Here is a 20,516-nt window from a genome sequence, read left to right on the forward strand (position 1 = left end):
TTTCAAAGTATTGTCTTTTATCCTTTTGAGGATTAGACAATCTTCTGTTCAACTTTTGGTTTATTAATTTTCAATACGGTGGATGGTTTCAATCGGAACCTTGATATCATCCTTATCTAGTTCTGCCAATAACTCTCCATTGAAAAATGATAAAGCTTTCACAACACCCTCGCCTGATTGCAACTGTCCGTTAATTTCCTGTTCCCAATGCACTGTCTTACCAATTAAATTAGCATGTTTAGCTAGTGTTTCATTGCCTTGAAGTCCAATAAATTGATTCATCGTTGTATTTAAGTTTGTTAACTGTTCCAAGCTACTGAATTGGGCCATCTGGCCAATGAATTCAGTATCTTTCAATGGTTCCAACGGATTTTGGTTTTTCATTTGTGTCACAAGTATCTTTAAAAAAGCATCTTTGCCAAGCCCATTATCCGGTCCTGCTTGTTTCGTTGTATTAACCGATTGCGTATTAACTGTGCTGGTACTATTCACATTCAATTGACACCACCCCTTTTCTGACTAGACCGTATAATCTACCTTCATCATCCCATCCACTGTATGACTACGTTCTGCGACGATTTCATCTTCGATTCGTTGATAACCGTTTTTATCGCGTGACATTCCTTGTCTTTGGTGTTGTTGTGTAAAACGTTGTTCTGGATTTGCGTTTTGTTGTCCAAATGATTGCTGTGAAGATTGCTGCGATATCTCAATTTTGTCTACCGTTATCCCTTGCTGAAGCAGTGAGTTTCTCAACTGATTTACATGAAGGTCCAACGCCTCTTTTGCTAGTAAACTGCTAGTAAAAATTTGGGCTGCAATCTTCCCATTTAATTCGGTCAAACGAATCTCAAGATGTCCTAGATGTTCCGGAAATATACTTACTTTTATTTGCGTATCTTCTTGAGCACCATTTAATCTAAGTGAACCATTCAGTACTCCACCTAAATCTTCAATTAGATTGGACATGCGAACCGTTTGTGTAAGGGCACTTGTTTCTGTACGGTGCAAAGCTTGATTTGTTTTTGCGTCCGTAGGAGTTCCTGCAGTCAGCGATTGGCTATTTCCCTCATGTTGAACTGTCTCCAATTGGGGGGTACCATCAACTAGCTGTTGAACGGGTACACTTGATATCGGTCGAGTTAAATCTATATTTTGTCTATTTTTTTTCTGGGAATCTGTCTGATCCTGGCTTTCAAGTTCCTGAGTAAGACTGGTCAAATGCTTAAGAACCTGTTCCATTTTTTCTAATTGCAAAGAGGAAACTTGTTTCCCTGTAGCAGATTGTTCTGTTTCAAGATGTTGTATAAAAGCAACTAACTGTTTATTTGCTTGCTCAAACTTTAGAGGGTCTTCTAAAATATTTTCCCCTTCAACCCCTACAAGTTCTGGGATGCTTTCGAATTGTATAGTAGTTGAGGTTGATAATTCTTGGAGTTGCTGTTTTATCTGCTGAATTAAGTTCAACAATTCCCCTATTATAGGACTAGTCATCATTGGATTTTCTTGAGCCGGACCGCTCAGCAAATTGTCCTGACTAGGTTCTTTTGCCCCTTGAAGCTTGTTTTCCATCTGTAAAGATTGAATAAATAACAACTGTATAATTGCAGACATCATTTCTTGCTCTTCAGGCGATAAATTTTCTTTTGGCATATCTTGCAAGCCTTCTAATACTTCTTCTAATTTGTCCAGCATTTCTACTGGTTGATTGTTAGTGCTGATTTGGTCTTCGGTTGATACAGAAGTCAGCAATGCAGAAAAGGTTACTGTTTCTTTTGATGTCACTGCATCAGCTTTTGGATTGAAAGTCTTGATTGTTTGATTAACTGGTGATTGGGAAGATAACTTTAATGCTTCTATCGAATTCACCCTCTTTCTGCTAGGCTAGCTTGAGATGTGCGGTAGAATCTCGTACTTGCCAATTCATCAAAAAAGTTCTGTTCTATGACTTTATTCTGTTCTACATACAGGGTACGATCTTGTTGTTTTAGATTTCCCCATGTTTTTTCTTCCTGTGCTTTTTTTTGCAAATGAATTTGTGTTCGAGACACTTTCGTTTGCAAATGCTCCAGTTCACGGTTGGCGGACGCCCACTGTTCTTGAAGTTGGAAGATATATGTTTCCATTATTCTTAATTCCGAGATGTTAACCCCATCTTGCTGTTTCTCGTTTTTTTGACGTTCAGCATCGATGATTTTTTTATAAATCAATTCACTTTTTAGATGTCCCACTTCTTGCTGTTTTATGGCATCTGCCATTTGAATTTGTGCGAAATCTTTTTCATTTTCTTTTAAGTCGAGTATCTTTTGAAACCGAAAGTTGAATTTCGTCGTCACGTTTTAATTTCCCCCAAATTGCACCGAAAGCCGCTCTACACTTTCTTCCAGCTTGGTCTTTTCATAAATATCTTGTTGCAAGAATTCTTTTATTAGCGGATACGAACGGATAGCGTCATCTATTTCTTTATTTGCACCACTTTTATATGCACCAATATTTATCAGGTCCTCAGATGATTCATAGGCTGCTAACAGTCGTTTCAATTCTACAGCTGCCTTTTGATGCTCATGTGACACCACATCATGCATGACACGACTGACACTTGCCAGTATATTTATAGCCGGGAACTGTCCTTTTTGAGCAATTTTACGATCCAATACAATATGTCCATCAAGAATTCCTCGAACAGCATCGGCAATCGGTTCATTCATATCGTCACCATCAACCAAAACAGTATAGAATGCGGTGATTGATCCCTTGCTTGATGTTCCGGAGCGTTCCAACAATTTCGGCAGCATTGCGAAAACGCTTGGCGTGTATCCTTTACTGGTCGGTGGTTCCCCCACCGCAAGACCCACTTCTCGCTGTGCCATTGCAAACCGAGTAACAGAGTCCATCATTAACATGACATTTTTTCCTTGATCACGGAAATATTCAGCGATGGCCGTTGCTGTCAATGCCCCTTTAATCCGTTGCAATGGAGTCTGGTCAGAAGTTGCCGCTACCACAACAGATTTTTTCAAGCCTTCAGGTCCTAGATCGCGTTCAATAAAGTCACGTATTTCTCTACCACGTTCACCTATTAGGGCAATCACATTGATGTCGGCTTCTGTATTACGGGCAATCATGCCCATCAATGTACTTTTTCCAACACCACTTCCTGCAAAAACACCTATTCGTTGTCCTTGTCCAACGGTCAACAGGCCATCAATCGCTCGTACACCAACTTCCAACGGCTTTACTATCCTTGGTCTTTTCAAAGGATTTGGAGGTGTGTTATTGGTTGAATATTTTATTAATCCTTTTGGCAGCATGCTTTCATCCAGCGGTTTTCCCATCCCATCAAGAACTTTGCCTAGGATGGACGGGCCAACTTTAATTTGGAGAGGAACTCCAGTCGCGACAACCAAGCATCCCGGGCCAACTTGCGACAAATCCCTTAATGGCATCAGCAATACTTTATTTTCTTTAAAGCCGACAACCTCAGCTTCGATAGGCTGTTCAAAATGGTTTGGGTACAAGAGACAAAGCTCTCCGATTTTTGCATATGGACCTCTGGATTCAATTGTTAAGCCAATGACTTGAATTACTTTTCCATGCTTCTTTACCGGCTCAATCTCTTCCAATAACGCAAGGTACTCATTTGACCTAATGTTCATCGTTGGTTTTCTCCTCACAATAAGCGAGTAATTGGCGCTTAATTTCTTCGAGCTGGCTATCAACCGTGACATCATAGGAGCCACTTGAGGTGTTAATGATACAGCCGCCTTTTGAGAGTTTTGCAACAGGAACTAATTTTAATTCAGAATCTGCTCGAATTAAGGTTTTAAGTTCTTCCATGAAGGGTACAAGTATTGGGTAATCTTCAAGTGATACCTGCATAACCACGTCTTCAGACTCTTCCAGACGTCTTAATGCCCGTCTCACTATATTCAGTAACTGATCATCATGCTGCTTTAATTCTTTTGTGATGACTTTTTCGGCAATTTTCACACTGAGTTCCAACAAAAATGGTTCTGATTGTTGAATGATTTTTGTTTTTTCTTCATACACCGTTTCGATTAGTTCTTGCATGTCCTGTCGTTTTTGCCGAAAATCTTCTTCCGCTTGGGAAATCCCTTGATCAAAACCTGCTTGAAAACCTTGTTCGGATGCTTCTTCCGCAATCCTTAGTGCTTCTTGCTTTGTTTCAACCTGCTTTTCTTCCCACCAATGATCGATGTCTGTTTGCGCCGCATCTTGATCAATCTTTATTTGTCTTTGCAATTGTATGAACTGATTTTCTAATGCTTCTATTTCCTGTAGCAAATGTTGTTTCTGTTTCGCAGGGTCTATAGCTTGTTCCCTAAGGTCCATTCTGTCGGTTTCTATTTTTTTCGTTTGAATAACTTTTTTTTCGACTGTTGAAAGCTGGCGTGAGCGGATAATATTAGACAATTACCTCATCCCCTTCACCACGAGAAACTACGATTTCACCTTTTTCTTCTAAACTACGAATCAATGTAACAATATTTGTCTGTGCATTTTCTACATCTTTTAATTTCACAGGACCCATCGAATCAATTTCTTCACGGACAAGATCAGCTCTTCTTGTTGATACGTTACGGTAAATGCCATTTTTCACTTCTTCACTTGCTACTTTCAATGAGTACGTTAAATCTTCATCATTCACTTCACGAAGTACACGCTGAATTGAACGTGCATCCAATTTCACGATATCTTCAAATACAAACATTCGCTTCTTGATTTCTGCAACTAGGTCAGCGTTGTCGGTTTCCAAATCGGATAGGATTGCTTTTTCTGTTCCGCGATCCACTTTGCTCAATACCCTGACAATGGCTTCCACTCCTCCAGTGGATGTGTAATCCTGAGAGCCTGTCGCTGAAAGCTTTCGCTCAAGAATTTGTTCAACCTGGTGGATAACCTCTGGTGAAGTACTTTCCATTAACGCAATCCTTCTCGCTACCTCCACTTGTTTTTCTAGGGGCAGTGCCGACAGGATTGACGATGATTGTTTAGCATCCAAATAAGAGAGAACAAGTGCAATGGTCTGGGAATGCTCATGTTGTAAAATATTCAAAATTTGATTAGGATCGGCTTTTCGAGCAAAATTGAATGGTTTAACCTGTAATCTGCTTGTTAATCTCTCGATTGTATCCATCGCTTTTTCTTTTCCTAAAGCTTGTTCGAGGATAGTCCTTGCATAATCCAAGCCACCTTCGCTCATATAATCATGTCCAAGAATCATTTCATAGAACTCATTGATTACTTGTTCTGTCTGGCTGTTTTTAAGTTGTCGTACATTGGAAATTTCCAACGTTAATTGATCGATTTCAGGTTCCGTTAGTTGTTTAAATATTTCAACAGATACCTCAGGTCCTAGGCCAACTAACAATACGGCTACTTTTTGAACACCAGTCAACTTTCTTATCGTTTTAACCATGTGCCACTCTCCTAATCATCTGCCATCCATGAGCGTAACAATTTAGCAAAGTCTTCAGGTCGTCCTTTGGCAAGCTTTTCAATCGTTTTCCTCTTAGGATTTGCTCTTGAACTAAATTCAGTAAAATCTTGCTCTTCTTCATCAACTTGACTAGCGTTATTCATTGGATTTTCATACATTTCAAATCCAAATTGATCTTCTTCCTTTGCACGTTTTCTTCTACGCAACACAAGGACCAAGACAAGAATAATCAGTAATAAGGCAATTCCCAAGCCAATCCCCAAAAGAAGACTGTTAGAAATATTATTAATACTCAACAATGATCCCTTCGGTTCATCTTCAGGGGTAACAGGTTTGCCTCGGAATTCAGTTGCAAAAACAGATATCCGGTTATCCAGGTCTGCTTCAGTCACTTGGTTCCCGTTCATACTTAAAGAAGTACTTACTGCATTTTTTAGTAGATTGCTAATATCATCTATATTTTGTTGAGTTAAACTTTCGGGATTTTCAGGAATAGGGGGTTCCACTCCAACGTTAATCGTAATGTCATCAATGACATACGGACTTAATTCGATTTGACGGTTAATCCGATTTACTTCACGGTTTATTCGATCTTCTTTTTTTTCGGACTCACTATTACCACCTAGTCCCACGCCTGGGTAATTTGATATTTCAGTCTCACCCGTCCCAGTCGTTTCGTCTATAGCAGCCCCTTCACTTGAATAGGTCTCGACTATTCGTTCAACACTGATATCAATGCCTTCATTTGTTTCTTTATTTACAGGTTCAACAAGGTTTTCTTCCCGATTTTCCTTAGTAAAGTCTACGTTTGCCATGACCGAGACAACTACTTTGTCACGTCCTAGTGTCAAGCCAAGCATTTGCTGCAGTTCACGCTGGATATCTTTTTCAATATCCTTCTTAATTTCCCTCTGTTGCTGGTACACGGACAATGTTGTATCTAACTGACCTTCTTCGAGCATCTCGAATACTTGTCCATTTTGATTCATAATTACAATTTGTTCCCGAGGTAAACTCGGTACACTTTTACTAATTAAATGATAAAGACCATTAATCTGTTTTTGATCCAATTGAAAGGATGGATCACCTTTTATGACAATAGACGCAGTTGCGACTTGTTCTTCATCCGTAATCCAAACATTTTCTTTTGGAAGTGTAATCATTACGTTTGCTTCCGTCACGCCATTAATTTGCTTGATTAATCCAGCCAGTTCATTTTGCATCGCATCACGCTCAACTACATCAAAATGACGGTCCGTCATTCCCAATCCCATATTTTCACTGAATATGCTGTAGTTCACATTTCCGCTTTCAGGGATGCCATCTGCTGCCAAGCCAACCTTTAAGCTTGCAAGTTCTTCGTTGGGAACATTAATCGCTTTCCCATCTGACGAAACTTGAACAGCAATTCCTCTTTCCTCAATTGCAGTCTTTATTTCTCCTGCCTCTGCCGGAGATAGGTTCGAATATAAAGTTGAATAATTGGTTCGAGAAGTCAGGAACACAAACAAAACTAACACAATTAAGGTACCCAGAAATGATCCAATAACCAGCCATTTTGTCTTTTTTGGAAAACTATCCCATGAGTCTTTTAATTTATTTTTATATACTAATAACTTTTCTTTCATTTATCCTTCATCCTTATTACAAGAATCATAATTGCATTCTCATAACTTCTTGATATGCCTCCACAACTTTATTGCGCACTTGTACGGTAAGTTGTAAGGAAAGACTTGCTTTTTGTGAAGCGATCATCACTTCATGGATGTCTTGTACTTCACCTGTAACCAATTCACTTGTCAGTTTGTCCGATTGGTTTTGTGCTGCTTGTACTTCTTCCAGAGTCTGTTTGAACATTTGACCTAAACCTTCAACTTTGTTTTCAGCATTCAGTTTTGGGGTCGATTGATTTTGAATAAATGGTGTTTGAAGAAAACTTATTTTATCCATAGTACCTCCATAGCAATCTATTAAATTATTTGCCAATCTCCAAGGCTTTCATGAACATGCTCTTTGAAGCGTTCAATGCTGTAACATTCGCTTCATAAGAACGTGTTGCAGACATGAGATCGACCATTTCTTTTATTGGGTCAACATTTGGCAAGCGCACATACCCATCCTCATCTGAATCGGGATTGTAAGGGTCATAGGAGAGTGTAAATGGTGTTGTATCATCTTTGATTTTTGAAACTGTTACTCCCGAAACATTCGTGGAGCCATTGTTCATCGCCGACTGAAGTTGCTGTTGAAATGGTGATACACCACTTTGCGACAACTCAACCAATTTTCTGCGATAGGGTATCCATTCGCCATTTACTAGCTGGGCACGAGTTGTATTTGCATTGGCAATGTTTGAAGATACAACATCCATCCTCATACGATTGGATGTTAAACCTGATGCACTAATATTAAATCCATTAAACAAGCTCACTCCTACTACCTCCCATCGATTACCGTTCTCAAACTATTGAATTTCCCGTTAACTCGTTCCGTGACTGCGTTATACCATAATTGATTCTTTGCCAATTCCGCCATTTCATAGTCCATGTCCACGTTGTTACCGTTCGGACTATATTGAGTGTCATTATTCATTTTTATCGTAGGTTTGAATGGTGTGGTTTCACTGCTGAAAGCAATATGTTCAGAATTTGTCTTATAACTGGAAATAGGCTGGTTGTTGAGAACATCTTTAAACGTTGTTTGAAAGTTGACTTGTTTACTCTTGTAGTTGGGTGTATCAACATTAGCGATGTTTGCAGAGTGAACTCGCTGTTTTAATGAGGCAGTTGATAATGCCTGTTCTAACGACTGAAAAGACTGTGGAAATATTTTCATCACTAAACCCCTTTGTTCTCATATAAAAATCCATCCTTAAAAGATGGATTCACTTTAAGCTTCCAACCGTCAGTAAAGCGCAATCTTATTCAGATATACGCAGACTCACCGTTTAATTTTTAACAAAATATTACATATAATGATGTAATATACAGAAATTTTATCATTAATTTTTTCCAATAAACTCAATATATAACACACAGATTATATTAAAATCGGACAATGTACCTTTATTTTGTCGAATTTTGTTGAAGTTTTTCAATTTAATAGTCATTTAGAACTAGGTTAGTGGTCGAGACTATTTATTTATACCAGCATTTAATTTTCTTACTATAATAATTAAACCAATTACTATTTACTACTGATATTCGTACACACATAACCATTAGTACTCCCATATATATTTCCTTTAAAAAATCAATTTCATGTTATGCATTTAAATACTATTGTAAATTATTTAACTTCAAATAAAATCCATTTAATTTACTTTTATACATTACTAATATTTTTTGATAAATAATACTAATCGATTTTATTACCAAACTTTCCCTATATTTTTACACTAAATAATGTTATGATTGCGCCATAATAAACTTAACGTAATTTGAAAGGGCGTAACGACTATGTTTCGTGGTTTATATGCTGCTACATCCGGTATGATGGCACATAATAGAAAACAGCAAGTTTTGACGAATAACTTGGCAAACGCAAATACAGCAGGATTTAAACAGGATCAAACGATTTTGCGTGCATTTCCCGATCAATTGATAAAAGCAATGGAAAAAGGGAAGATTGCTTCAAACATCGGAACATTAAATACTGGTGTTTATGCTCAAGAAGGAATTCCTTCTTTCATGCAGGGGGCATTAAAAGAAACCAGAAACTCAACAGACATTTCCCTTCTCGGTGAGTCATTACCAGTAAATCCCGAGACACAGAAAAAAGGGACTGTAACTTTTGCTGTCAGACTAGATAACAACGAAATCCGATATACGCAAAATGGCCAATTCACAGTGAATGAAAACGGTTTGTTGACAACCGCCGAAGGTTACCGTGTGTTAAACCAAAATCTACAGCCCATTCAGGTGAATTCAACAGAATTTACGGTTCAGGATAATGGACAAATTATTTTACAAGACGGAACGGCTAATAATCGCCTATGGATAGGTTATACCGAGGAGCCTGAACAATTAGTAAAAGAAGGTAATAGTTTATTACGTTGGGCGGGGGATCCTGCAGCTACTCCACAGTTTGTTGATAATGTTGCTTTGCTGAATAATGCAGGTACTTTCGTTAAACAAGGATTTGTTGAACAATCCAATGTTGACTTGACCCAAACCATGACGGAAATGATGAGCACCTATCGTGGCTTTGAGTCCAATCAAAAAGTCATCCAGGCTTATGACCGTAGTATGGAAAAAGCAGTCAATGAAATTGGCCGGATTTATTAAGGAGGTCCCGATAAATGAGTATCCAACTGCAAACCGCAACCACGTCCATACGTGAATTACAGAAAAAAATCGATACAATTGCAAACAATATTTCCAACGTCAATACAACGGGTTACAAGCGTCAAGAAGCAAATTTTGCCGATGCACTCTACCAATCAATCGAAAAGCAAGCTGGTCCGCAGAACGAGATTGGCCGATTGACACCAAGTGGTTTAAGAGTTGGTTCTGGTGCAATCGTTTCCAATATTCTTCGAACAGAACAAGGATCTTTACAAAAAACGGATCGTCAGCTTGATTTTGCGATTTCAGGTGATAATGGCTTTTTTCGGGTAGCTTCCGAAGGAAATACTTTCTATACAAAAGATGGATCATTTCAAGTGCAACCTATTATGAATTCAAACCAAGTGAACTTGGTGACATCATCTGGAGATTATGTTCTTGATATCAATAATCAACCGATTGCGTTTGATCGAGATTACAAAAATATTAAGGTAAATGAAAATGGAACGCTTGAAATATCTTATAGAAATCCTGCAAAACAGCCAACCACAATCCAGTTGAGTATCGCAGAAGTTAGCCGCCCGAATCTGCTTGAAAAAATCGGTGCCAATAAATATCAACTTCAAGGAACTGAGGCAGAAAATATCGCTAATGGCACTTTGCAAGTTGTAAATTTAGCTGAACAAAATAATGGTTCGATTAAAATAGCTCAAGGTTTCCTGGAAATGTCGAATGTTGATTTAACAGATGAAATGACAGAATTAATTGCAACTCAACGATTGATACAATCTCAGGGTAGAGCGATTTCATTCGCTGATGATATGATGGGCTTGATTAATACGATGAAGAGTTAACCTTTACTGAAAACATTAGGTTTTCAAGTCGCTTTGGACGATTATCTGCTACATCAAAATCTAAAGAATAAAACAGAGGAGCAAGCGGAAAATTGGCTTGCTCCTCTTTCTTTTCATTTCCTTGCTGCTTATTTTTGTCCGTTGCTCCCCTGAATCCTTTTAGTTGCGTTTTTGATAATGGGAAATTAGTTGATAGAGACTTTTTTGAAATGCTTGCTATCGAAGATGCAATTCCAACAGTACTTCACTGATATATCAAGAAATTAATGATGTTTCAGTGGACATTTTTTGCACTTAAAAAGGAGCAGATGCCTTATGGCAAACTGCTCCTTTTATCTTTCATCTTAGAAAATCCATCAAACTTGGCTGAATTATTTTAGCCGCTGCCGCTAGACTTGCTTGGTAGACGCTTTCTTCACTCTTTAATTTAGTAATGGTTTCTGCATAATCCACATCTTCTATGCTTGATAGCATTGATTTAAGTGCCAAGTTAGTATCTAGGACTCTATTTTCAATTGATTCCACTCGATTAAATCTAGCGCCTGCTTCCGCTGAAGTAGTCAATAATTGATTAATTCCTTTATCGATTTTGTCCAATTGGATTGGATCACCAGAACCAAGACTTGAAACGATACTTTCCAATGTATCAAATAAATTCACCCCGCCATTATTAAACAATGCATCTGCTGAAACATTTGCTGGAACTTCTATTCCTTCAGCAATCTTAAATGTTTTTGGAGAAGAATCAAACAATGGATATTCACCATTTACTTTTGCTTCTGAGAGTTGTTGGATTTGTAAGGTTAATTCTTTTACTTCTGTTGCAATTATTTCACGATCCTGATCATTAAGTGTTTCGTTACTCCCTTTGACCGCCAGTTCACGTACACGTTGCATGACGTTGACCATTTGGTTAATGGTCTGATCTGTCTCGTCTAACCATAATTTTGCTTCATTCACATTTCGTTCATATTGCCCATTAGCAGCTATCGCACTTTTTAAGTTCATGGACTTACTAACTGCATACGGGTCATCAGAAGGTTTGTGATGTAGTTTTCCTGAAGATAATTGATTATTGGTTTTTTCCATTCTACCCAAGTTTTGATTCATATGGCGCACGGAATTTTGATGTAGCATTTGTTGTGTAACTCTCATCATCATTTACCTCCTATCCCTCATGATTACCGTGCCATGCGGTTAATTATCGTATCAAGCATTTGATCTGTGGTTGAGATCATTCGTGCTGCTGCACTATATGAATGTTGATATTTGATTAAATTCGCCATTTCTTCATCAAGAGAAACACCTGTCACTGATTGACGTCGGCTATCTGTTGCCAGCAAAGCAGCTTCAAAATTAGCTACGAAGTTAGTTGCAGACTGACTTTTTGCTCCGAGACCAGCAACAAGAGTTTGGAAGGATTTTTTTGCGTTCTTTGAATCTTCTTCCATATTGACTGGTGCAGTATATTTGTCAGCAGTAGTATTGACCGAAAGTCCAGCAATCGTAAAAGTAGCTGCATCTTTTGTAAACAGATTTTCAGTGGTAGTGGTTGCATCGTCTTGTGACATTCCGTTTGCTCCAGCAAACATTTCGACCGTTGTAGTTAGTTCGCGTTGGTAATCAGTTACGGTTTCAAGTGATTTTGTAATGCCAGCAAGTTCTCCACCGAATAACTTGTTGCCGTCAGTTCCTGCACTTTGATCAGCAATATCGGTGTGGTTTATCCCACTCACAAGTGAAGCACCATTAGAACTCAAGGTAATATTGTTTGTCCCGTCTTTTTGTTGTTCCACTTTAATGGAGACAATTTTCGAAAGCTCTTCTACTAGTACATCACGTTTATCTAGTAAATCATTCGAATTGGCACCGTTGCGCTTGATGCTTTGATTCAATGCGGCAATTTGTTCTAAATAACCGTTCACTTCGTCAATTTTTGCAGTTGTCTGTTGTGTTAAATCCGTTTTTAAATTAGTCATTGAACTGTACATTGCTTGTGCGGTTGATACAAATTCTTGAGCCCTCTCTTGAAGGACTGCCTTTGCAGATGCGCTATTCGGATCATTTTCTAAGTCCTGCCATGCAGATGATATTTGATCCATTGCCGATTGAAGTCCAGTTTTACTTGGTTCATTGATGATAGATTCCAGACGATCTAGTGTCTCTTGCGAAACAGACCACTCACCGAGTGTTCCGTTTTGGTTTCGAAACTGGCCATCCAGGAATTGGTCTCGCACACGCGTAATCGAGTCTAGAGATACCCCTGTACCTAACTGGCTTGGATTAACATTACCATTTGCCCAAATGTTTAATGAGGGGGAAGCGGATGTATTCACTTGTTGGCGTGAGTAGCCCTTGGTATTCGCATTTGCTATATTATGACCAGTTGTTGCGATACTTGCTTGCCCAACCATTAATCCGCGCTTTCCTAGCTCTAATCCATGAAATGTTGAAACCATGTATTTCCCTTCTTTCTACCCTCAATCAAGCCTTTGTATCGAAAAATCCACGACTGCTTGTTTGTGATTTTTGTTGTCCTAATGGGGATTGATAATTGAAATTTTGTTGTTTTGACTTGGTGACTTGCTCAATCATATGGTGAACAAAGCTCATCGAGTCTTTAAGAAGTCTCTCGTTCAATTGATTCTTGGCTTGTAACTCTACCATGAGCTGTTGTAATGTTTTCAATTGGAATTGTAGATTAGTTCGTGTCAGGTTATCTGGAATTTGTCCTACGTATTGGCTAAAGCTAAGAGAAGGCTGATGTTGCAGTAAATTCCCCACTAGCTGTGCACGTTTGATTTCCAGTTGTTCGAGCTGTTTCACCAGCTTCGCTTCTTCTTTGACCAGTTGATTTAATTCGTCTATTTTACGATCAATTAATATGGCTTTCTTGTGTTCTGCATAATCTACTAGTTGCTTTTGAATATTGATTAATTCGTTAAGCGTCGTGACGACTGATTTAAGCACCCGACACCCTCCTTTTTACGGCACAAGTCTATTGACCGAACCAAAATTCAAAGACCTTACCTGCCACTTTCTCACCATTGACCTGATATTCGCCGGCTTGGACTTGAGCTTTTAATGTATTAATTTTCTCTTGTCTTTCGATATCTACTTCTGTAGTCTTTTCAAACATCTGTTTTGCTTGGTTTGAGATTTGCAGCTGATCTTCTTTTTGAAGTGGTTTTGTTTTTTCAACTTTAGATACTTGCATTTGTTTTTGATAAGATTGAACAATCGATGCTCCAGTCGTCTTATCTATATACATCTCTTCACCACCCAGTCGTTTATTTATTCCTTTTTAGCCGCCAGTACTGTGCATCAATTGAGCGTAATCGCTCTTTTCTTCCAACTTCACCGACAAGTTTATCTCTCTTTAATGTTGTATTGACTTCCGAAGAAAATTGATCAAAACAATCATCACATAATACCTGCCTTTTTATCAATTTACCACAATGTGCACAGGGAAAACCCAGGTTAGGATAATCATCCGCATAAATACGTCCGTCACGCATAAACTCAGCAATTTGTTTTAATGAAACATTTGTAGATTCGCTAACTATTTCAATCGTTGCATAACGGTTTTGCTCATTTAGTAAAAATTCAATAACGTATTTAAATTCTTGCTCGACTTCTTTATAACAATCTAAGCAATTTTCTGTATGATCTTTTAGAAATAACCTACCACAAATTCTACAGTTATCTAATCGGTTTGGCATGTGACTCACCTGATTCTTTATATTGTTTATATCGGCATCTCAATTAAAATGTTTAGTGAAAAATTTATTATTGTACTTTAAGTTCAGTAACTAATACTCGTTCTACTTTTCCTGTTTCTACAATTTTTCCTAACTTCAAATTCATTTCTTCTTCAAGTTCAGTAATGCCTTCCGTGCCAATCAACTCGTCTATAGTGAAACCGGCAATGGTTGAAATGATGGCAGCCCGTATTTCGGGTGTTCTCTTTTCTGCCTCAAGTTTTGATTTTTCACTACTTAACAGGATATTAAATTGGACAATCCCAAAGTTACCCTGTGATGCTAAATTCGTTGTGATAACATCCGTATCAATACTTAACTCAGCCAGTTCTTCTGCCGATGACCCTTTTTCAATTTCACTTTTAGAACCAAACGGACTTTTTTCAAAGAAAAATATGCCTGCAGCAGCAATTGCTGCCGCCACTATAAATATAATAAAAAACGCTTTTAATTTCCCCATGGTACACCTCTAATGGTTATTTTGACTGCGGATAATTTGAAATCAATACACTGACACGACGGTTTTCTGCTCTCCCCGTTGGCGTAACATTCGATGCAATTGGTTGGTACTCGCCATAACCCGTGGCACTGAATTTTTTCGGATCCAACTCTTTATTTTCAAGAAGGATTTTCATGAAATTAATGGCTCGCGCAGAACTTAATTCCCAGTTTGAGGGGAATTGTTCTGAAGTTGCCGGTACATTATCCGTATGTCCTTCGATCAGAATTTCTCTTGGTGGATCCGTTACCAGTAGGTTTGAAATTTCAACTGCAGTCGTTCTTGACTCTCGCGAAATATCCGCACTGCCAGATGCATATAATACGCCTTCTTTTATTTTAAGTAGGAGCCCTTTGTTGATTAGCTCAGTCTGCAGCCTAGGCGCTAACCCTCTATCTTCAATATAAGCTTCTATTTTCTCTTGAAGTTTCTTAAGTTCTTTTTGGTCTTGTTCTTGTGAAATTTCGTTCTGTTCTCCATCTGATGGATTGGCCTCACCAATCTTTGGAATTGGAGATGTATCTTCGAAATTCTCTACAGCTGCTTCGTGCTCCAGTACACCTGTCCCACCCTGCAACTCACTATTGAAAGCATCGGAAATTTTTTCGAATTTCTCATTATCTACTTCACTAGCAGCAAATAACACAATGAAAAGAGCAAGCAAGAGCGTTAAAATATCTGCATAAGGAATAAGCCACGATTCATCGACATGATCTTCATGCTTTTTCTTGCGCTTCAACTCGAACACCTACTTTTTCTTCTATTTCAAGAACTCGATCTTTTGCCGGTAAATAGGTTAACAACTTCTCTTCTACCGTGCGCACTGGAAGACCTTCCTGGACGGCCAATAATCCTTCCAGCATAATCATTTTTATCTTTACTTCTTGAGCTGATTTACGCTTTAATTTATTTGCAAAAGGATGCCATAATACATACCCAGAGAAGATCCCGAATAAGGTTGCAATAAATGCGGCTGAAATCGATTTCCCAAGCAATGAAATATCGTCCAAATGACCCAGTGCTGCTACCAGACCTATTACTGCACCTAGTACCCCTAACGTTGGAGCATATGTACCTGCTTGTGTGAAAATTTTGGCACCGAGCTCATGTCGCTCTTCCATTGCCAAAATTTCTTCTTCCATCATTTCACGAATATATTCCTGTGATTGACCATCAACCACCATCTTCAACCCTCGTTGTAAAAATGGGTCTTCTACTTCTTCCGATTGTTCTTCCAATGCAAGAAGTCCTTCTTTTCTTGCCAACATTGCCCATTCCGTAAACATAGGAATCAATTCCCTGATAGGAGTGACTTTCAAATCGCCAAAAATCACTTTAAACAAGCTAGGTATTTTCTTCACTTCATCCATCGGGAACGCGATTAGAATGCAGGCAATCGTTCCACCAAAGATAATTACGAGCGCTGCCGGATTATATAAAGCGATTGGATCAGAACCTTTTAAAATTAATCCGCCAATCAGTACAACAAAGCCAAGTATTAAGCCAAACCATGATGTTTTATCCACATCAATACCCTCATTTCAATTCATAGACTACAATAACTCAACCTTCTGAGTTATTTCTTATTTTCACTTCTTTACAAGCCCCATGACTTGTTTCCATGTGTCGCGCAACTCGATTATATACCCTTCTGCTTCTTCTAAGATTTCAAGGTCATTTTTCGTATTTGCTTCAATTAATCGACTATAAATATATTCATAAAGTTGTTCCAAGTTTTTTGATATTTCAATATCTTGATTTAAAGTAATGCGCAATTCTTGAACAATTGCTTGTGCCTTAATCATATTTGTGTTTTTAACCTCAAAATTATTTTCTATCATTGCTTTTCTTGCTAATCTAATAAACTTAAGACTGCCGTTATATAACATAAGCGTAAGCTCTTGTGGAGAAGCTGTCATCGCAGAGTTTTGTTGATAGGTTTGATAAGGATTGATAATTGACATTTTAAATCCTCCTGTACTTTACTTCCGTTTATCAATAAATGAACCTTCGGTCGTCATGTTTTGATAGGCACCAATATATTTTCGTGAAGCTTGCTTGGTCTGGCTAATGCGGTTCATTTGCATCGCAAAAGACCGATGCAGTCCTCTCACAAGTGGCTGCAGCAAAGTCTCATAATTTTTCAGTCTGGAAATCGTCTTCTTATCTCGTTCCGTCCACTGAAAATCCTGTCGCTGGATAAGGCCAGCCAGCTGCTGAATCACTTTCTGCCGCTTTTCAAAGAGCAGCTGCAAGGTTTCCAATTGCCCTTCGCCGTTGTGTTCCATTTTGGTATCAACCGCTTTCGCCAGCCTGTAAACTTCTTCAGTCACTTCAAGAAGTTTCGTTAAATCGTTTTGGTAAGCGTTCATCACATTCCACCGAACATGTTCTGCTGCATCCAGGTACTTTGCTGGTTCATCTGGTTCAACGCTTTTTCCATCGCACTAAACTGTTTCCAATATCGGTCTTCCACCCGTGTCAACCGATCCTGCCATTTACTGATATCATCATTCATTTGATTGATTTTCTTCGTGATAACACTATTATCAACCGCACTCCCGGGATTTCCGGCGCGGTTGCTCAGGCTTTTTATTGCAGAGTTCAACTCCTGGTATACCCGTTCCCCGATACCGAGACCGCCTGTCTTGTTGGTGAATAATTGCATCACTTCATCCGGCTTGTCCATCAGCGCCTTTTTCAGTTTGTCTTCATCAATGTTCAAGCGGACACCTTCGCTATAATGACCCGTCGAAATACCGACTTGGGACAATAGATTAATATTTCCCGGTGCAATGCCTTCTACTTTATCCATGAACGCACGGCGCAATTGCAACACAGCGTCCCGCAAAATCGGGTCGTTGCGCATCAAGCCGCTTCTCGATTTCTCTTCCCACAATTCGATTTCATTTTCGGTCATCGCTTTTTTCTGCTCATCCGTCAGTGGCTTAAAGTCTGGGTAGCGCTTCTCAAGAAGCGACGTTTCGATTTCCGTGATCGCTTTATTGTATTGCTCTACAAATTTCTTGATTGATTCGATCGGCTTTGCCGTATCCGCACTCACTGTGACGGTGGCTGCTGGTCCGACCTGCAATAAGTTCAGCGTCAGACCGTTCACCGTCGTCTGGTTCGTCTTCAAGCCGGTAATATCAATCCCATCGATTCTCACCGAGCCGTCTGTTGATGCATTTGAATACGTCGATGCGGCTGTGGTCGAGAATGATGTCTGCGTATCGATGCCGACTACTTGCTTGGCAAGTGCCGCGGAATCGAAGTCGAGCGAGAAGTTCTCAGATGCGCCCATGCCTTTTGTTGAGATGAAGAAGCGTGACGTCGTATCATCAAAGCTCACTCGGAGCGCAGGTGTTGAAGCAGCTGTCGAATCCTGCAGCTTCGTTGCCACTTCTCTATATGTTTCTTGACCAGTTAAAGTTACTGAAACAGAACCAACGGTAATCGTTCCCGCAGTCCCAATGATGTCTGTCGATTTCACCACCGTACCGTCCGCTTTCGTGAGCGCATTCGCCGAATGTAGCTTCGCCGAACTCGCAACGCTCAATACTTCCGCCTGGTACGAACCTGATACTGCACTGGCAGTCGTCGAAACCGTTAAGCTTGCCGGGTTTGAAGTTGTAGCACTGAACGCGTTAAACGCCGAAGAAAAGCGCAGGCTGCTCGCACTCGTTCGCAAATTCGATAATGTCAAATTGAAATCACGGTACGATTCCTGTTGCCATTCCGTCCACATTTTCTGCTGGGTCAACTTATCCAACGGCATTTTTTCAGCCGACATAAGATCTTTCACTAATTGATCAATATCCATTCCTGATGCTAATCCGCCAATTCGCAAATTTGATCACTCCAATCCTATTACTCTATTTACAACTGAAGCCTTGGACAAATTCTATAATGTATCTGTTATTTACATACTATATATCGACATAAAATAAGAAATTTTTAGCATTTAATAAAATTATTTGTCGTCCCATTAAAATAAGACCGACTCTTGTGGAATCGGCCAAGAAATCTGTGTCTATGAATTTAACTTTTGCCAAATGCAATCAACTGGTCTTATTACTTTCTTCTGCTGTATAAACGCAATTCCTTTGTTATTTTCTTTTGCATTTCAATTTTTTGTTGCTCGGAACGTTCCTGACTTTTCAACGCATTTTCAGACGTGCTATCGCTATGATTACGTGAAAGTAAAGCTTGTGTATATTTCACTCCCATCGGTGACTTCCCCCCATATGTTCTTTTTATATTGGTAGTTAATGAAAGATAGGTTCGGATGGATAATAAATTTCATATGATTACCACATCAACCATGTTTACCGATTATATATTGAGGTGAACTGAAAGACACCTTGTTATAATCACTATTCCGAAAATAAAGATTGGGACTTATTTGAACTATAAAAAAATGTTTGGGAGTACCTTAGAATCACTCCACATAGACAAAGCCGATTCTTAAAGAATCGGCTTTGTCTATGTAAGGCTATTAAAATGTCGGTTTACACCTTGTACCCAATGATTGTTCAAGCCTGTCGGATCGTTCGATACTCCAATCGGAGCATATTTCGCACCAATTTTGGCAACCGTGTCTTTTCCCTGGTCCAAATAATTCTGTCTTAAATTACGTGCCATATCGAAAATGCTATCTTCTATTGATTCATAGCTTTTCAGTCCGCCTTTGCCCATCATGCCCGCCACATTTAGTTTTTCGTTGACGGCTTTTGATGAACCATTCCCCGTTTCATGTATGGCAATCGCAGAAAGCAAACCAGGATGGATATCGTATTTTTTTCCTGCGTTAATAAAATGCATTGCTGTTCCACCCAATTTACCTTCTAGACTATTGTCCAGTTTCATGAACTGCATCGGCTTGAAATTAAAATCACTTGTAACACTTGAATTTACCGCAATGTTACTTGTATCGACATGTTGAAGATTTAATGGTGTATAGGGACTAGTAAGTTGGGGAAAGATCTGATTTTCTCCCAATGGAAGCGTGGTTGGAATATTCGATGCGCTGCCTTGCATCATCGTATTTAATAACATCAGAAACTGTGAGTTATCGTTCGATCCATTACCTATTGAATTGACTGAATTTCCTGTTTGATTTAGAGAAGGCATCGCTTGTGCCAATGAAGCCATGGTCATGTAATAAAACCAATTAGAAGAAATCGGACTGGTCAATAATTTCACATCCTTTAATTAGATGAACGTAATCTATACTACAAGAGAATAATGGAAAAAAGAATAGGAGGATTGTGGTGATAATTAATAGAATTTATCTAAAAAAACCAAAAAGAAAGACAGTGATAGTAAATAAGTCACTGTCTCTTTTTTCTATCCTTTTATTAACGTAATATCATAAGTACTTCTTGTGGCAGTTGATTTGCTTGCGTCACAATAGCTTGTATGGCTTCTAATAAGATATTATTCTTTGTGAACTCCATTATTTCCTTCGCCATTTCTGACAAAATTGTTCTTTTTCTGATTATCTAAAAAAATTACAAATTAACTATGTCTTAAATTAAATAACTTGTTAATCAGGAAGAAGCCACATCCCCAGCCAAAGCTAGAGGATGTGGCTTTTCAGAAGTAAACTTTACTTTTTCTTATTTGAACATTTTATTTTTACTGTTTCTATGT

Annotated in this window: 25 protein-coding genes and 1 pseudogene; 2 read left to right on the forward strand and 24 right to left on the reverse strand. The window is 38.8% G+C overall.

Translation table 11 applies throughout. The features are described 5' to 3' along the window. Positions 1–63: 63 nt before the first annotated feature. The 10 genes from GY23_RS11840 to flgB are packed head-to-tail and all read right to left on the reverse strand — an operon-like array spanning position 64 to position 8,296. Positions 64–492: a flagellar hook capping FlgD N-terminal domain-containing protein gene (locus GY23_RS11840; protein ID WP_245827660.1), complete on the reverse strand. Its 429-nt coding sequence runs from the start codon at positions 490–492 to the stop codon at positions 64–66. 27 nt (positions 493–519) lie between these two features. Further along, entirely contained in the window at positions 520–1,869 is a 1,350-nt protein-coding gene (locus GY23_RS11845) for a flagellar hook-length control protein FliK (RefSeq protein WP_075619429.1), read from the reverse strand. After that, a complete protein-coding gene (gene fliJ, locus GY23_RS11850) occupies positions 1,866–2,336 on the reverse strand; it encodes a flagellar export protein FliJ (protein ID WP_075619430.1) in 471 nt (156 codons plus the stop codon). Before fliJ ends, GY23_RS11845 begins: the two co-directional genes overlap by 4 nt. A gap of 3 nt (positions 2,337–2,339) precedes the next feature. Further along, positions 2,340–3,656 (reverse strand): flagellar protein export ATPase FliI, encoded by a 1,317-nt coding sequence (gene fliI / locus GY23_RS11855; protein ID WP_075619431.1) that lies wholly within the window; start codon positions 3,654–3,656, stop codon positions 2,340–2,342. After that, on the reverse strand, positions 3,646–4,434 hold the full coding sequence (locus GY23_RS11860) for a FliH/SctL family protein (protein ID WP_075619432.1): 789 nt from the start codon (positions 4,432–4,434) through the stop codon (positions 3,646–3,648). Before GY23_RS11860 ends, fliI begins: the two co-directional genes overlap by 11 nt. Further along, positions 4,427–5,440 (reverse strand): flagellar motor switch protein FliG, encoded by a 1,014-nt coding sequence (fliG, locus tag GY23_RS11865; RefSeq protein ID WP_075619433.1) that lies wholly within the window; start codon positions 5,438–5,440, stop codon positions 4,427–4,429. The genes GY23_RS11860 and fliG overlap by 8 nt, the downstream gene beginning before the upstream one ends. An 11-nt stretch (positions 5,441–5,451) precedes the next feature. Then, a complete protein-coding gene (gene fliF / locus GY23_RS11870; RefSeq protein WP_075619434.1) occupies positions 5,452–7,089 on the reverse strand; it encodes a flagellar basal-body MS-ring/collar protein FliF in 1,638 nt (545 codons plus the stop codon). Positions 7,090–7,114: 25 nt separating this feature from the next. Beyond that, on the reverse strand, positions 7,115–7,411 hold the full coding sequence (gene fliE / locus GY23_RS11875) for a flagellar hook-basal body complex protein FliE (RefSeq protein WP_075619435.1): 297 nt from the start codon (positions 7,409–7,411) through the stop codon (positions 7,115–7,117). Between the two features lie 25 nt (positions 7,412–7,436). Further along, positions 7,437–7,892, reverse strand: a complete 456-nt coding sequence (gene flgC / locus GY23_RS11880; RefSeq protein WP_075619436.1) for a flagellar basal body rod protein FlgC — start codon at positions 7,890–7,892, stop codon at positions 7,437–7,439. 5 nt (positions 7,893–7,897) lie between these two features. After that, a complete protein-coding gene (gene flgB / locus GY23_RS11885; RefSeq protein WP_075619437.1) occupies positions 7,898–8,296 on the reverse strand; it encodes a flagellar basal body rod protein FlgB in 399 nt (132 codons plus the stop codon). 623 nt (positions 8,297–8,919) lie between these two features. On the opposite strand from flgB, the gene GY23_RS11890 reads away from it, so the two are divergent. Then, complete coding sequence (locus tag GY23_RS11890) at positions 8,920–9,747, forward strand: flagellar hook-basal body protein (protein ID WP_075619438.1); 828 nt, start codon at positions 8,920–8,922, stop codon at positions 9,745–9,747. 14 nt (positions 9,748–9,761) lie between these two features. Next, entirely contained in the window at positions 9,762–10,601 is an 840-nt protein-coding gene (locus tag GY23_RS11895) for a flagellar hook-basal body protein (protein WP_075619439.1), read from the forward strand. Positions 10,602–10,940: 339 nt separating this feature from the next. Here GY23_RS11895 and flgL read toward each other — a convergent pair whose 3' ends face one another. From flgL to GY23_RS11960, 14 genes and pseudogenes are all read right to left on the reverse strand, one after another. Then, positions 10,941–11,759: a flagellar hook-associated protein FlgL gene (gene flgL, locus GY23_RS11900; protein WP_245827656.1), complete on the reverse strand. Its 819-nt coding sequence runs from the start codon at positions 11,757–11,759 to the stop codon at positions 10,941–10,943. A 23-nt stretch (positions 11,760–11,782) separates the two neighbouring features. After that, the gene (flgK, locus tag GY23_RS11905) at positions 11,783–13,060 is read right to left on the reverse strand and encodes a flagellar hook-associated protein FlgK (RefSeq protein ID WP_075619440.1); all 1,278 of its coding nucleotides are present in this window, start codon (positions 13,058–13,060) and stop codon (positions 11,783–11,785) included. Between the two features lie 25 nt (positions 13,061–13,085). After that, positions 13,086–13,571: a flagellar protein FlgN gene (locus GY23_RS11910; RefSeq protein ID WP_075619441.1), complete on the reverse strand. Its 486-nt coding sequence runs from the start codon at positions 13,569–13,571 to the stop codon at positions 13,086–13,088. Positions 13,572–13,599: 28 nt separating this feature from the next. Further along, positions 13,600–13,872, reverse strand: a complete 273-nt coding sequence (flgM, locus tag GY23_RS11915) for a flagellar biosynthesis anti-sigma factor FlgM (protein WP_075619442.1) — start codon at positions 13,870–13,872, stop codon at positions 13,600–13,602. 19 nt (positions 13,873–13,891) lie between these two features. Continuing rightward, positions 13,892–14,323: a flagellar protein gene (locus GY23_RS11920; protein ID WP_075619443.1), complete on the reverse strand. Its 432-nt coding sequence runs from the start codon at positions 14,321–14,323 to the stop codon at positions 13,892–13,894. A gap of 67 nt (positions 14,324–14,390) precedes the next feature. Then, positions 14,391–14,822 carry a flagellar basal body-associated FliL family protein gene (locus GY23_RS11925; protein WP_075619444.1) on the reverse strand — a complete coding sequence of 144 codons (432 nt, stop codon included), beginning with the start codon at positions 14,820–14,822 and terminating at the stop codon, positions 14,391–14,393. Positions 14,823–14,838: 16 nt separating this feature from the next. After that, a complete protein-coding gene (motB, locus tag GY23_RS11930; RefSeq protein WP_075619445.1) occupies positions 14,839–15,600 on the reverse strand; it encodes a flagellar motor protein MotB in 762 nt (253 codons plus the stop codon). Continuing rightward, positions 15,578–16,387, reverse strand: coding sequence for a flagellar motor stator protein MotA (gene motA / locus GY23_RS11935; RefSeq protein ID WP_075619446.1), 810 nt, complete (start codon positions 16,385–16,387; stop codon positions 15,578–15,580). The genes motB and motA overlap by 23 nt, the downstream gene beginning before the upstream one ends. Positions 16,388–16,450: 63 nt before the next feature. Beyond that, a complete protein-coding gene (gene fliS / locus GY23_RS11940; RefSeq protein ID WP_075619447.1) occupies positions 16,451–16,825 on the reverse strand; it encodes a flagellar export chaperone FliS in 375 nt (124 codons plus the stop codon). An 18-nt stretch (positions 16,826–16,843) separates the two neighbouring features. After that, positions 16,844–17,233 (reverse strand): flagellar protein FliT, encoded by a 390-nt coding sequence (locus GY23_RS11945; protein ID WP_075619448.1) that lies wholly within the window; start codon positions 17,231–17,233, stop codon positions 16,844–16,846. After that, positions 17,233–18,684: a flagellar filament capping protein FliD gene (fliD, locus tag GY23_RS11950; RefSeq protein ID WP_245827657.1), complete on the reverse strand. Its 1,452-nt coding sequence runs from the start codon at positions 18,682–18,684 to the stop codon at positions 17,233–17,235. Before fliD ends, GY23_RS11945 begins: the two co-directional genes overlap by 1 nt. A 251-nt stretch (positions 18,685–18,935) precedes the next feature. Beyond that, positions 18,936–19,091 carry a hypothetical protein gene (locus tag GY23_RS18285; protein WP_161487600.1) on the reverse strand — a complete coding sequence of 52 codons (156 nt, stop codon included), beginning with the start codon at positions 19,089–19,091 and terminating at the stop codon, positions 18,936–18,938. Between the two features lie 255 nt (positions 19,092–19,346). Beyond that, positions 19,347–20,066, reverse strand: a complete 720-nt coding sequence (locus GY23_RS11955) for a glucosaminidase domain-containing protein (RefSeq protein ID WP_245827658.1) — start codon at positions 20,064–20,066, stop codon at positions 19,347–19,349. 155 nt (positions 20,067–20,221) lie between these two features. Then, positions 20,222–20,338, reverse strand: a pseudogene (locus GY23_RS11960) (flagellin); the annotation flags it as partial. Positions 20,339–20,516 lie beyond the last annotated feature (178 nt).

Source organism: Paenisporosarcina indica (assembly GCF_001939075.1).
Classification (GTDB): Bacteria; Bacillota; Bacilli; order Bacillales_A; family Planococcaceae; genus Paenisporosarcina; species Paenisporosarcina indica.